This is a genomic window from Legionella beliardensis (genome assembly GCF_900452395.1).
GTDB lineage: Bacteria > Pseudomonadota > Gammaproteobacteria > Legionellales > Legionellaceae > Legionella_C > Legionella_C beliardensis.
The window spans coordinates 494313-507492 of record NZ_UGNV01000001.1 but is presented as its reverse complement, the minus strand read 5'-3'; the positions used below and the strand labels follow the sequence as shown (position 1 = coordinate 507492).

Here is a 13180-nt window from a genome sequence, read left to right as displayed (position 1 = left end):
TGAAGCAACGCGCAATCAAGGTTTCCAAGGTACTTAATATACATTGATGAGTATAATCATATTAAATCTTGATTACATTGCCTTCATGCAATCTACGCTAATTATGATTAGCTTACTACAAATAGCTTTTAATTATAGCTGACAATCAGCACTGCTATTAAATTTAACTTAATCGTTTCATGGCAGTTAAAAGCATTGACCAAACGGCTTGATATTAAGGCCGTGTAGAATCAGCAAGATTACGATTTTAATTTTTAGATTAGTTTTACTTAAGACCCTACCCTTATAATCAATTTAAATTATATTTGTATAGGCTAGGTTATATTACTTAAGCTTTTGGAGTGTTTCTATCAGTTGTATTTTGCATGCTACTTTCATCCTTATCTTTTGTTTTACTAGAAAAAAACTTGTTAGGTAATGAATCAGTAGTATATGCAGGGCCTGATTTTTTTTGTAACCAGCGTAGCTCACTTTTGAATTCAATAGGAAGATTAGCAACATCCTTTTTATTAAAAGACAATCCTTCTACTGTTTTAACTCGTTTATCCTTTAATTTTTCCCAAAATTTTTGTAGGGAGCTAAACAAAATTGAAGGGCCGGAGGTCTGTATGGTTAGAGTACGTCGATTTAATTTCCCTTCCGCTTGCTCTCCAAATGGAAAACGTTTAGCGTCCATACTCGTGGTTTCCTTTCGACTTATCTGTGGGTTATAAAGTGCTGGATAAGGTTCCTTTTCTATTTTAGTACTATCTAATTTCTCATATTCTTGCAGAGCCGCTAATAATGCATTATCAATTACTTCATGCATCGGCATTACACCGATTACATCATTATTGCCGCCCATTGATACAGATCTGATGGTGGGTTCTTCAGATTCAGACTTAACCCTAGCTTTAAAAATCTTAAAATTACCGTTGACCTTGATACCGAATTCCGCCTGATCAGGTATCATTTCTAGCTCACTTACGCCAAATTTGGCTGTGTTAGATAATTTTTCTTTCCCTGATAGCCTCTCATGCTCAGCCTTCTCGTTGCTTTTTAAACGAGTATCTGTATCAATATAATATCCACCAAAGTAACGTAAAATAACATAACGGTATAAATCTGCTGCAGCAGCAAGATTTTTAAATCCAACTTCCTCTCTAGATATCGACTTTGCTAATTTTTTTTGTCTACTATCTTCAGCAAAAAAAGGATCTTGAGCTATTTTTTCATCTAATTCAGATACATTTCTAAGTTTTAAATTGGGTATGGTTATATCTTCAAGTTTCGCCGTTTTATGATAGTTCATTTCATTATCGACCCAAAGATTAACTTCAAAACCACTTTTTTTTGCAATAGCTGAAATTTGATGAATAAAGCGGAGATCATCAGCAGGGATAGGCCCGCCTACCCAGATAAAATGCACGATCTTTGGAAGAACTTGTTTATCGCTAACTTCTAATTTACTTTCCATATTTTTTAATTAAAACGCTTATTGTTTATATTATAAGCAATTATTACTGGATTAAAAAAATTTCTAATCTTAATGCGGGTAAGTTTCTAGAAAGTTTGCAAATTTACTGATGAATTGGAGAGCTTTTAAGAGACACTAATTCATTCAAGCAATAAATATATAAAATCAATCGCTTAGTCTTAACTGCATCCCATAAAAATATATTGGACATGGCAATGATTTATCTTGATGTAAGCTTTTAAGCTCAACTCTTTTATTTTCTAACCTTCGTTGCTTTCTGTGCCACTTAATATTAGCTACCATTATTTATCGCTTGCCGTATTTGCTTTAATAAATCTAATCTATATTCTGAAAGATATTGAAAATGAAGCATAATTAGCTTAAAAATTCCCAAAATACTATAAATAGACTCCAAAAAAATCTCTCGTAACCTACCTCATTTCATCTTAAATAATCAATTTTTAATCTTTATGTTTAATAAATAGTCTACTATTTATAGTATTGTGCTTTAAAATGAGTTGTACAGTATGGAAGGTCGTTACGAAGATAGTTCCCCCCTTATTAAAATTGGTGAAGCAGCAAGTCAATTTGCGCGCTCTTTTATTTCTAGAGGCGGTACGCAAATGGAGAATAATGAATTAGATGCAGAGCATTTATTACAGCATTTTCAGGGCGTAGAAGACGTTCGCAATGTTGCTCAGATGATGGCAAATGAGCGATTAAAGCATTTTAATAAAATGTCAAACCGAGATGCTTTAGAAGAAATAGCTCAATTAATATGGTTTGATATCGTTAATGAAATACCTATGAAATATACGGTAGGAAACTGTGATGAGCTTGCCCATCTAGCCTTAAATTATGTTTTAGATAAAACCGATTTAAAAGCAGAGGTTTTCCGGGTTTATGGTGGGAGTCATGAAACGAATGGACATGTCTTTTTAGTGATAGGTCGTAAAATTCCCAGTGATATGAGCGACCCATTAACATGGGGTGATGATGCAGTTATTTGTGATCCTTGGGCCAATAAAGTATACCCTGCTGCAACATACAAAGAGAATTTAAAAAACTACTATTTTGATAAGGTGGCTTATAAAAATGGTTTAGAAGATTTAACCGATGAGCATCATGTAACTCTGAAAGGATACATATTAGATACTGACTTTTTAAGAAAAGCTAAAGATACAGCCTTGAAAGAATTTAAAACTTTTTTTAATAACGAGATTGAGCCTATTTTTAAGTCACTTTCCACTTACCGAGATGGCTTAGCAGCTGAATTAAAAACCCTGAAATCTTTCCAAGGAAACGAGCAAAAAATTATTATCATTTCTAATAAAATTGCTGAATTAAATGAAGTTATTAATGATATAACTTATAAAAAAAATAAAATTAATCAGGAAACTAAAGACTATAAATTAGTACAAGGTAGTATACTTACTGTCATACCTGAAATTGGTAGAAATGCCATAACAAAAATGCATTTCCAACCTGCGGAACTGCAAATATTAATCGGAAAAGCCAGTACACAAGAACAGGTAAGTCGGTTTTTTTCACCGCCCAAAGATACCCAAACGGCGCTAGAAGAAATGACCAATAAAGTTAATCAAGAGATTAAAAAATGGTAATTATCTAGACAAGCTAAGGTACAAACAGCTTATATTATTTTAGTATCCCTTAAATGTGTGTCTGACGCTTAAAGCTAAATTTGGTATAATGTGGTTAGTTTATGTCTCATTTTTATAACTATTAATGGCCCAATTGAGTGATTTATTTACTGTTATCAAACAGCAACTCCGCCTGCATGGATTAACCTACAAAACGCTAGCAAGCAAACTTAAATTATCCGAGGCAAGCGTTAAACGCATATTTAGTCAAGAAGATGTGAATGTTAGCCGCTTGGAAGATATTTGTTTATGCTTTGATATGACACTTGCTGATATTTTTGCTTTTTTAGAAAAAAGTAAAATCAAGATTCGGAGCTTATCCATCAAACAAGAAGAAGAATTGGTTGGGGATCTTACCTTATTATTAGTCGCAATTTGTATTCTTAACCATTGGTCTTTTGAGGATATTTTAGCTTATTATACGATTTCTGAGCATGCATTAATTCGTTATGCAGCACGCCTTGATCAGATGAAAATCATTGAATTGCTTCCTGGTAACCGCTTTAAACGACTCATTGACCCCAACTTTCATTGGATTCCAGACGGACCAATTCAACGCTTTTTTCAAAAAACCATTCAAAGTGATTTTTTTAATTGTAAATTTGAAAAGCCTACCGAGCTGTATTTAGTGCGCAGTGGTATGTTAAGTGAGCAGGATAATCAACTGTTTCAACAAACCTTAATTAAAACAGCAAACGAATTTGCCACCCTTTGTCGCGACACAGTGGATATCCCTATCCATAAGCGCGATGGCACTGCGTTAATCATCGCCATTCGCCCTTGGGTTCCAGAGATTTTTGATAGTTTGAAACGTAATAATTAACCCTATAAACTCACTACCGATTTACTGCATTGTAGTTTAAACTCAATGCCTGCACGTGTTGTTTTACCTGCTCCGCATTGCTATTAACATTTACAGCGCTACCGAAGGTTATGCTCACTGCACGCCGCACCCCTTTAATCTTTTCTGGTGCCCGAGATGTTCGCGAACCCCACATGCCGTGTAGATAAAAAGGAATAATTAGGGCCTTAGCATCTTTAGCTGCTCGCTCAAAACCTGTGCGAAAAACACCTAACTGGCCATCTCGAGTCAACTGCCCTTCGGGAAATAACGCCACCACTTCACCGGCATTTAAAGCTTGATTAATTTTTATTAAGGCTAATCGTGAGTCCCCTGGCGCAATGGGAATGGTTTTAAAAAGCTTAAACAACCATTTAGCATACCATTTATTATAAAATGATTTATCGATAACAAATCGTATGGGCCGTGGGCAGGCTGCTTGTAATAAGGCCCAATCAATAAAGCTTACATGATTACCTAGCAATAAAATCCCGCCTTGAATTGGTAACTCCTGTACTTGATGAATACGAAAGCGATACATGAATGATAATGCCATAGAAAACACATAACGCATGAATAGCTGCGGCCAAGCTATAAGTGTGTAAAGTGCGCCGAGTGAGGCAATAATAAACAAGGCATGGAGTAGGATTAAACTATCTAGTTGATAGAAGTAAGACAATATTCCTAAGCCAAGAAAACCTAGCATAAAGCAATTTTGCAAAAAATTATTAGCTGACTGAATTTTTCCTGCCGCATGCTTAGGTGAATAATACTGAATTAAAGCATTTAATGGGACAATGAGCATGCCGCCAAAAAATCCGTAAATTAAAAAGAGGCTAAGGATAGCCCAATGGCTGGTCAAATGCGGCAAAAGATAAAGACTTAGTGCAATCCCAATCGTACTCATGGGTATCATGCCTAATTCTAGAAGCACGTTAGAGCGTCGTCCTGAATAAAGCGCCCCCAATAGAATACCAATGCCTGCAATGGCTAAAGAACCTTGCGCAAAAAGCACGCTGACCTGGCCAATGTGCTCTTTTAAAAAAGCACCATAGCTTGCTAAAAGTACTTGGTTAATCGCCCAAAAGATAGATAGGCCGATGATACTAATAAAAATGATACGTGGTTGACGGGTATTATTTAAATAAGATTTTAAGTAAGTTCCTTTAAAATAATTAACAATTTCATAAGTTGACTCGCTATCGACAGCTTCTTTTTGAATTAAACAAAAGGTCATACAGGTTTCAATCACGGAAAATAGGATAAGGAGAAAGCCTAACGGCGCGAAGGCTTTTAATAGCAGCACTTTATCGAGGCTTTGTTGTAGGTTTGCTGCCTTAATCAAGTAGGTAAATAAGGCGGTAAATAGCGCAGTCGCACTTAAAATGGCGATGATTGTTAAGGTTTGCACAATAGCATTCACCCGCGATAACTGTTCTTTGCCAAAAAGCTCTTTAATATAGCCATATTTAGCAGGTGAATTCAGAGCACTTTGCACCGCCAACAACAAGGTCATGAAAAAAGCGCCGAAAAAATAGCCCTGAAAATAACACCAAGTAATAACTATGGTCAGCGGAATAGCAAGTGCTGCTGTAACTCTTAATACCGTAACTTTGGGAAATTTATCAGCAATAAACCCTGATGGCGTAAATAACAAGATATAAGGCAACAAAATAAACGCATTAATAATGGATGATAATAAGGTATACACTGAACCTTTAGCAGACTGATAGAGCGTATCTTGTATTAAAATTTTGTGACTTATATCTACAAAGGTATTGAAGAAAACTAACATCAGATAAGGCCAAAAGCCTTTCACTCTAGAAATTTTCATTTTGGTCACCTAGATAAATAATTACGGATTAAATCTTATGGACATCAATGGATTAATTGATTATTTTTTGTATAAGGTGTTGCTGCTTCAGGTAGTTAACTATAGAAACCACGGTTACTGTTGAGAATTGATTAGTTTGTTGCTCTCTTACTGGATGATCAGCAAAGGAAACAGTGGAATTAAACATAGACGCGCCAAGACGCGCAAAAGGGTCTATTTTAATCACAGTAGGCTTATAACCTGTTTTTAATAAGTAATGCTGTACTGCCGCGCGTGAGGGCGAAGGCTTATTCGTTAAGGCACTGGCTAATACTTCTAAAACCCATTGATTAGAATTTTGATAACGCGTTGAGTAAGGGTACGCGATTAGACTATAACGCTTATTATGTAGCTGCTTAACCCTATCTGTTAAAAGTAAGGCATGAAGTTTTCTTTGCGTAGGCAAGTCAGGGATAACCAATTGATAATCCATGCTGACTAAATCATCCATAAAGAAGTTCATTAATCCTTGAGCATAAATGGAGGAAGACGTGGTTCCGCATTCATTTAATAAATGCAACACAGTCCACTTGCCTGGTGCGCCAGGATAATCCTTAATCACAAAGCCTACATGACTGTAACGTAGGCCATATTTTTCCAAATTTGTGCCTACTCGCGCGAGTAAAGCGACTTGGGCGTCACTTTGAGTTAGCTTTTTTTGTACGCTTAATGCCGTATAACTGGATTGATTATATAATTGCGGTGTCATTTTTATCGGTTTACAGGTTGTCCCTGCTTTCAAAGCAGGGCAAATTAAACTTAAGAATACCCATACCACTAGTCGTTGTTTCATTATAAATTTCATAAGAGACTCCGATTATAATTTTTGACTGAAAAGTAGATGTCTACCTAACTCATTAGGTAAAAAGGCAATCAGTTGACCTGCAACATAAATCAGATTACCGCTACTTACACCTATGACTTGCACAGCTTGGCCTGTTGCAAGTAGTGAATTGCCTAAGATATTTCTAGACACGCGCAAAGTGACGGTGGCTGAATTAGCGACTGCTTGTAAGGTGATATCGATAAACTCACCTACGTTATTGATAGACACAATGGTTAATTGGCTGCCTGCAGCAAGAATGTTGCCACTGCCTTGTACAATTTGACTAATGCCATTGGTTGATAAAGCTACACTGGCTGCGGTTGACGGTGCTACTACCTGGGCCGTGGCTAGTGTTGGTATAAAAAAGCAAAGTGCTAAATTCGTTATTTTTTTCATCGGTATCACCTGATTAGTTGTTAACACAGAAACGAATTTACTAAATTTGCTATATATTTAATACCAGTGTTTAAAAATTATATTATTTTCATACTGAAAGGATCATATATTAATACTTTTGGCTAAATACGTGTTAAAACACGCTATTTTTAAAGGCTGTAGGCAAGGCATTGTTGCGTGGATAAATTAAAATGTAGCTCAGGCGCAGGCCCATAGGGCCTAAACCTGGGTTTCACTTCGTTTCACCCAGGCTACAAGGTCGTTTTGATCACTTTTTCTATCCAAGCAACAATGCTTGTAGGCAAAGAGGAAAAGGGTGATAAAATTAATGAATTGCTTGGTTTGCTGAATTTTCCTGTTGATAGGTTGAAAAAAAGGATGAATATTTTTTATTTTGATGAAGACATACAAACCTGTGCTCTTTATCATTGTGATGCGCATGTGGTGAAAATGATTCTTGAGTCAGCGCAAATTCTTTGTACTGTATTATGGATAAATAACATACCAGCGCCCTATCGCCCAACCCATCAATCTCATCCTTGTGTTTTATGGGCAAATCAATCATTAGCTAATTGGAATTGGTTAAAAGACTTATCTGGGGCTTTAAATGAGGAATATAAATACCGCTTTAACCGGGATAAAAATCATAAATCTTATGATGTCGTTTTAGCCTTAGACCCACCCCCTCTACCTGATCTAGGGCTAACAAAAATCACACAAGTTCTTCCGGATGAATATAGGCATGAAAATCCTGTGCTGGCCTATCGGCAGTATTTTAGAGGGCACAAATCTCACTTAGCAAAATGGACAAAACGCGATATACCGGTGTGGTTTATGGAATAAGTGTAACTAGCATTTAGTCTTTTAACTTAGGTAACTCATCAAACCGCTGTAAGGTACTTAGTTTATCTTCCCAAACAGCACGGCTTGCACAAAAGATATGAGCTGTTGGTTCTATCAACTTATCATCATCAAGCGTACCTGCTGGTAGAATGATGTAGTCTTTTTCTTGCCTAGGAAGCGGGCAGCCGCACGTCTTACAAAAAGCGCGCTCTTTTCTTGTTCCTTCTAATTTGAAATGCGAACGATTCTCTTCGCCCTTTTCCCATGATAATTGCGCATCCTTAAAGAAAGCGGTAGCACCATGAATTGTCCCTGTTTCTTTCCGACAGCGACTGCAATGACACAAATACATCGCTTCTGGTTTTTGTCCGGTAATGACATAGCGACAAGCCCCACAGAGGCATTCACCTTTATATTGATGCATTGACAATTATCCTACGAGAGTACATAAGGCTTTTAAAAAAAAGGTAATTATAGTAATTTATTTAAATAAATAATAGCAACGATTGCCCTGCCACCACCTAGTTATTTATTCATACTCTCTGAACGAACACATTAAATTAAGGGCATTTGCAGGAGTGACTAACATGAAGTTAAACCACTTAAAATACCTGGAAGCAGAAAGTATTTACATCATGCGAGAAACGGTGGCTGAAGCAGACAATCCCGTTATGCTTTATTCCATTGGTAAAGACAGTTCAGTGATGTTGCACTTAGCTTTAAAAGCATTTTATCCCGCTAAACCACCCTTTCCCTTGCTGCATGTGGACACGACTTGGAAATTTAGGGAAATGATAGAATTTCGTGACCAGACTATTGCAAAACATGGGCTTGAATTGCTGGTACATGTCAATCAGGAAGGCATAGAGGCTGGCATTAATCCCTTTACCCATGGCTCAGCCATTCATACCGATGTCATGAAAACGGCCGCCTTAAAACAGGCGCTAGAAAAATATCGCTTTGATGCAGCATTTGGGGGTGCGCGCCGTGATGAGGAAAAATCGCGTGCTAAGGAGCGTGTTTTTTCATTTCGCAATAAAGATCATCGTTGGGATCCTAAAAACCAGCGGCCTGAGTTATGGAGTTTGTATAATACGCGCAAGCATCAAGGAGAAAGCCTGCGCATCTTCCCGTTATCAAATTGGACTGAGCTTGATGTCTGGCAATACATCTACCAGGAAAAAATTGATATTGTTCCCCTTTATTACAGCGGCATACGACCTGTTGTTGAACGCAATGGCGCACTCATCATGATGGATGATGAACGACTACCTTTGGCAACAGGTGAGCAACCTCAGTTGCGCCAAGTGCGCTTTCGAACCTTAGGCTGCTACCCGTTAACTGGTGCTATTGAATCAAATGCCGAAACACTACCAGACATACTTGCAGAAATGCTAGCCAGCACCACATCAGAACGACAGGGCCGAATGATTGATCATGATGGCACCGCTTCTATGGAAAAGAAGAAACAAGAGGGCTATTTTTAATGCCAACAAATTCATGGATAACGAATAATTTTACATCTTATCTACAAACGGACAACACGAAAAGCTTGCTGCGCTTTATTACCTGTGGCTCTGTGGATGATGGGAAATCAACCTTAATTGGGCGATTACTTTATGAATCCCACACGATTTATGATGATCAACTGGCGACATTAGCCTCTGATAGCAAAAAATTTGGCACAACAGGCGGTAATTTGGATTTTGCCTTATTAGTTGATGGACTTGCCTCAGAACGCGAACAAGGCATTACCATTGATGTCGCTTATCGTTTTTTTTCCACTGACAAGCGTAAATTCATTGTCGCTGATACACCAGGTCATGAGCAATACACGCGTAATATGGCAACAGGTGCTTCTACAGCAGAGTTGGCTGTGGTCATCATTGATGCCCGTAAAGGCGTGTTAACCCAAACCAAGCGCCACAGTTTTATTGTCTCCATGCTGGGCGTCAAAAACATCATTCTTGCGATTAACAAAATGGATCTCGTTAATTATGACGAAGCCATTTATAAACACATTACCAATGACTATCGTCTATTTGCAGAGAAACTAGGTATTACCACAATTGAAGCGATTCCAGTTTCGGCATTGCATGGTGATAATATCGTAAAATATTCCACCCATATGCCTTGGTATCAAGGCCCAACGCTCATGCAGCATCTGGAAGAAGTAATCATTGAGACCTCACTAGAAAAGCGCCCTTTTCGTATGGCAATCCAATGGGTTAATCGCCCAAATCTAGATTTTCGTGGCTTTACCGGCCGTATTTCTGCCGGTACCGTGTGCCCTGGTGATCGCATTAAGATTTTACCTAGCGGTAAGGAAACAGAAATTGCGCGCATTGTAACTTATGAGGGTGATTTGCCTGAGGCCAGTTGCGGCCAATCAGTTACCTTTACATTGACCGATGAAGTAGACGTGTCTCGCGGTGATGTCTTTACCGCTGCGGCCATGCCTGCTGAGGTAGCAGATCAATTTGAAACAACCCTATTATGGATGGATAAGCAACCCATGGTCACTGGCCGCCAATACTTACTAAAAATTGGCGCAGCCACAGCACTTTGTACACCTAATAAACCTAAATTCCGTATTGATGTAAATACGATGGAGCGGCTAGCGGCCCAAGAATTAACGTTAAATGAGATTGGCTGTTGCGACATCGCCTTAGATAGGCTAATTGCTTTTGAACCTTATGATGTTAACCGGGAACTAGGTGGCTTTATTCTTGTTGACCGAATAACCAACGCAACAGTTGCAGCAGGCTTAATTCATTTTGCACTCCGCCGCTCAACAACTATTTATCGTCAAGATTTGCTAGTCAATAAGTCCATGCGCTCTGATATTAAACAGCAGAAACCTGTGGTACTGTGGTTTACCGGTTTATCTGGCGCTGGTAAATCCACTATAGCTAACTTAGTTGAGCGCGAATTAAATGCCTTGGGCAAACACACTATGTTACTCGATGGTGATAATATCCGCCTAGGCCTTAACCGGGATTTAGGTTTTACCGAAGCTGATCGGGCTGAAAATATTAGGCGCGCGGCTGAGGTGGCTAAACTGATGACGGAAGCAGGATTAATTACCTTAGTGTCATTCATTTCACCTTTCGCAGCGGAACGGGAGATGGCAAGGCGATTAATTGGCGATGACCAATTCTTAGAAATATTTGTCGATGCGCCAATTGACGTCATTGCAGCACGTGATGTTAAAGGGTTATATAAAAAAGCTAAAGCCGGAAAAATTAAGAACTTCACAGGCATTGATAGCCGTTATGAAATACCTTCAGCACCTGATTTAATTATTAATACCGTAAAGCTCACCCCGTTAGAATCGGCAGCCCAAGTATTACAATTGCTCAGAGAATTTAAGAAAATCACCAAGGCTCAAGCAAACCAGGTAGCTAATGAGGAAGTTAGTTAAGCTAACTACGCGATTTAAGGCTTTTTGTGAGCCTTGCTAAAAATTTAAAGGAGATGTTTAGTTGTCTATGCAAATCACAGAAGCACTATTAGAAGAACTCATCAAGATGGTTTGGGAAGCATCAGATGCTGTACTAGCGCTTTATCAAGGCCATTGTGACTATGTGACTAAATTTGATGGCAGTCCTTTAACAGAGGCCGATCTCGCCTCACATGACATCATTACGAGAACACTTCATACATTAACGCCCGATATTCCCATTATTTCTGAAGAAAATGCCGATTTAGAACACCTAGAATGGCAAAATCCGCAGCAATTTTGGCTGATTGATCCACTTGATGGGACGAAAGAATTTATCAATTATAATGGCGAATTCACGATAAACGTGGCTTTAATAGAAGAACATCAACCTGTTTTAGGCATTGTCGCGGCCCCCGCTTTAAACCTATTGTATGCAGGCTTTAAGGGCGGCGAGGCAATCAAAATGGATAGGCATGGTAATAGGCAATCGATTCAAGTCATTCAACCTGCTGAAGAAGGACTCTATGTGGTGGGCAGCCGCTCGCATGGTGATCAAAAAGCCATGGATGCTTATCTTATCAACAAGAAAGTCGCGCAATTTATGGCAGTTGGTTCATCCTTAAAATTTTGTAAAATTGCTGAAGGGAACGCTCATCTCTACCCACGAATTGGGCATACCATGGAATGGGATACTGCCGCAGGTCACACCATTTTAACCGCAGCAGGAGGACAGGTAGAAGCACTTGATGGTAAACCCCTGGTCTATGGCAAAAAAGGATTTAAAAATCCTTTTTTCGTCGCTAAAGCGTTATAGCATTGTTGGGTGGATAGAATAAGTGATCAAAATGACCTTGTAGCCTGGGTGAAACAAAGTGAAACCCGGGTTTCGGCCCTATGGGCCTGCGCCTGAGCTACGTTTTATTTTATCCACGCAACAATGCTAAGCGTTAGCAACTGTTTAACTTTTAAAGTTATCCTAATCTTTACAAAATAAAGTAAACGCTATACGGTGTAAGACAGAAAAGTTAAAACCCAGGGATTTAGGTTAAAATGGATTTGATGTATGTCGTTGCCGGCGCCTTTACCGGATTTATCGTAGGTTTAACCGGCGTTGGGGGTGGTGCGTTAATGACGCCTATCCTACTTCTGCTCTTTCATGTTGCCCCTACCACGGCTGTCGCTACTGATTTATGGTTTGCTACCTTAACTAAAATGGCGGCCTTACTCATTCATCATCACCAACAGCAAGTAGATTGGCATGTGGTTCGTAAGCTTTGGCTTGGTAGTCTGCCTAGCGCCTTAGTCATGATTATTGCCTTATTAACTGGACTCCTAACAACAATTCATTCAACCTATCTGACTTCCATCATCGGTGGCGTCATTTTATTCACCGCCCTTGGCCTACTCATTAAAGGCTGGTTACTGAATTATTTGTCTTACTGTCAATTTTCTCACAACCAACCTTACCGTCACATTCAAGATAAATTAACAATTTTAGCAGGCATCATCCTAGGCGTACTTGTTTCTCTTACTTCCATTGGCGCAGGCGCGCTAGGCAGTGTCATGTTATTGTATCTTTATCCCACCCAAATGACGCCGAATCGACTTGTCGGGACAGACATCGCCCATGCTATTCCCCTAGCGTTGGTTGCAGGCCTTGGTTATCTAATAGGTGGACATGTAGATAGTCACATGCTCCTTTCTTTATTACTTGGCTCACTACCTACTGCCATTTTAGGTAGCATCGCAGCCACGCAATTTAAACCAGGCAAACTAAGATTTTGTCTGGTCGCCATTTTAAGTGTGTCGGGATTGAAGCTGATGTTTTGATTTATTACC

At 38.8% G+C, this 13180-nt stretch carries 12 protein-coding genes; 7 read left to right on the top strand and 5 right to left on the bottom strand.

The features are described 5' to 3' along the window. Positions 1–328: 328 nt before the first annotated feature. Positions 329–1456: a TcdA/TcdB catalytic glycosyltransferase domain-containing protein gene (locus tag DYE47_RS02280; RefSeq protein ID WP_115301718.1), complete on the bottom strand. Its 1128-nt coding sequence runs from the start codon at positions 1454–1456 to the stop codon at positions 329–331. A gap of 527 nt (positions 1457–1983) precedes the next feature. Between DYE47_RS02280 and DYE47_RS02275 the strand changes: the two genes are divergently transcribed. Both DYE47_RS02275 and DYE47_RS02270 read left to right on the top strand, forming a co-directional pair. Beyond that, positions 1984–3078: a hypothetical protein gene (locus DYE47_RS02275; protein ID WP_115301717.1), complete on the top strand. Its 1095-nt coding sequence runs from the start codon at positions 1984–1986 to the stop codon at positions 3076–3078. Between the two features lie 124 nt (positions 3079–3202). Beyond that, a complete protein-coding gene (locus tag DYE47_RS02270; RefSeq protein WP_115301716.1) occupies positions 3203–3940 on the top strand; it encodes a helix-turn-helix domain-containing protein in 738 nt (245 codons plus the stop codon). Positions 3941–3953: 13 nt separating this feature from the next. On the opposite strand, the gene DYE47_RS02265 is transcribed toward DYE47_RS02270, so the two are convergent. The 3 genes from DYE47_RS02265 to DYE47_RS02255 are packed head-to-tail and all read right to left on the bottom strand — an operon-like array spanning position 3954 to position 7053. Next, entirely contained in the window at positions 3954–5792 is a 1839-nt protein-coding gene (locus DYE47_RS02265) for an MFS transporter (RefSeq protein ID WP_115301715.1), read from the bottom strand. A gap of 52 nt (positions 5793–5844) precedes the next feature. Beyond that, the gene (locus tag DYE47_RS02260; protein ID WP_115301714.1) at positions 5845–6636 is read right to left on the bottom strand and encodes a DUF2145 domain-containing protein; all 792 of its coding nucleotides are present in this window, start codon (positions 6634–6636) and stop codon (positions 5845–5847) included. Positions 6637–6648: 12 nt separating this feature from the next. Then, a complete protein-coding gene (locus DYE47_RS02255; protein WP_115301713.1) occupies positions 6649–7053 on the bottom strand; it encodes a hypothetical protein in 405 nt (134 codons plus the stop codon). Between the two features lie 264 nt (positions 7054–7317). On the opposite strand from DYE47_RS02255, the gene DYE47_RS02250 reads away from it, so the two are divergent. Continuing rightward, a complete protein-coding gene (locus DYE47_RS02250) occupies positions 7318–7896 on the top strand; it encodes a hypothetical protein (RefSeq protein ID WP_207385198.1) in 579 nt (192 codons plus the stop codon). A gap of 13 nt (positions 7897–7909) precedes the next feature. On the opposite strand, the gene DYE47_RS02245 is transcribed toward DYE47_RS02250, so the two are convergent. Next, positions 7910–8320 (bottom strand): GFA family protein, encoded by a 411-nt coding sequence (locus DYE47_RS02245; RefSeq protein ID WP_115301712.1) that lies wholly within the window; start codon positions 8318–8320, stop codon positions 7910–7912. A gap of 154 nt (positions 8321–8474) precedes the next feature. Here DYE47_RS02245 and cysD point away from each other — a divergent pair, with 154 nt between their 5' ends. The 4 genes from cysD (at position 8475) to DYE47_RS02225 (ending at position 13171) form a co-directional block, all read left to right on the top strand. Continuing rightward, complete coding sequence (cysD, locus tag DYE47_RS02240) at positions 8475–9383, top strand: sulfate adenylyltransferase subunit CysD (protein WP_207385199.1); 909 nt, start codon at positions 8475–8477, stop codon at positions 9381–9383. After that, positions 9383–11320: a sulfate adenylyltransferase subunit CysN gene (gene cysN / locus DYE47_RS02235; RefSeq protein ID WP_115301710.1), complete on the top strand. Its 1938-nt coding sequence runs from the start codon at positions 9383–9385 to the stop codon at positions 11318–11320. Before cysD ends, cysN begins: the two co-directional genes overlap by 1 nt. A gap of 67 nt (positions 11321–11387) precedes the next feature. Next, a complete protein-coding gene (gene cysQ, locus DYE47_RS02230; RefSeq protein WP_115301709.1) occupies positions 11388–12155 on the top strand; it encodes a 3'(2'),5'-bisphosphate nucleotidase CysQ in 768 nt (255 codons plus the stop codon). A 236-nt stretch (positions 12156–12391) separates the two neighbouring features. Beyond that, a complete protein-coding gene (locus tag DYE47_RS02225; protein ID WP_115301708.1) occupies positions 12392–13171 on the top strand; it encodes a sulfite exporter TauE/SafE family protein in 780 nt (259 codons plus the stop codon). Positions 13172–13180 lie beyond the last annotated feature (9 nt).

Coding starts and splice junctions, on each gene's coding strand:
- DYE47_RS02280 (WP_115301718.1), bottom strand. CDS start 1,456: ATGGAAAGTAAATTAGAAGTTAGCGATAAACAAGTTCTTCCAAAGATC.
- DYE47_RS02275 (WP_115301717.1), top strand. CDS start 1,984: ATGGAAGGTCGTTACGAAGATAGTTCCCCCCTTATTAAAATTGGTGAA.
- DYE47_RS02270 (WP_115301716.1), top strand. CDS start 3,203: ATGGCCCAATTGAGTGATTTATTTACTGTTATCAAACAGCAACTCCGC.
- DYE47_RS02265 (WP_115301715.1), bottom strand. CDS start 5,792: ATGAAAATTTCTAGAGTGAAAGGCTTTTGGCCTTATCTGATGTTAGTT.
- DYE47_RS02260 (WP_115301714.1), bottom strand. CDS start 6,636: ATGAAATTTATAATGAAACAACGACTAGTGGTATGGGTATTCTTAAGT.
- DYE47_RS02255 (WP_115301713.1), bottom strand. CDS start 7,053: ATGAAAAAAATAACGAATTTAGCACTTTGCTTTTTTATACCAACACTA.
- DYE47_RS02245 (WP_115301712.1), bottom strand. CDS start 8,320: ATGCATCAATATAAAGGTGAATGCCTCTGTGGGGCTTGTCGCTATGTC.
- cysN (WP_115301710.1), top strand. CDS start 9,383: ATGCCAACAAATTCATGGATAACGAATAATTTTACATCTTATCTACAA.
- cysQ (WP_115301709.1), top strand. CDS start 11,388: ATGCAAATCACAGAAGCACTATTAGAAGAACTCATCAAGATGGTTTGG.
- DYE47_RS02225 (WP_115301708.1), top strand. CDS start 12,392: ATGGATTTGATGTATGTCGTTGCCGGCGCCTTTACCGGATTTATCGTA.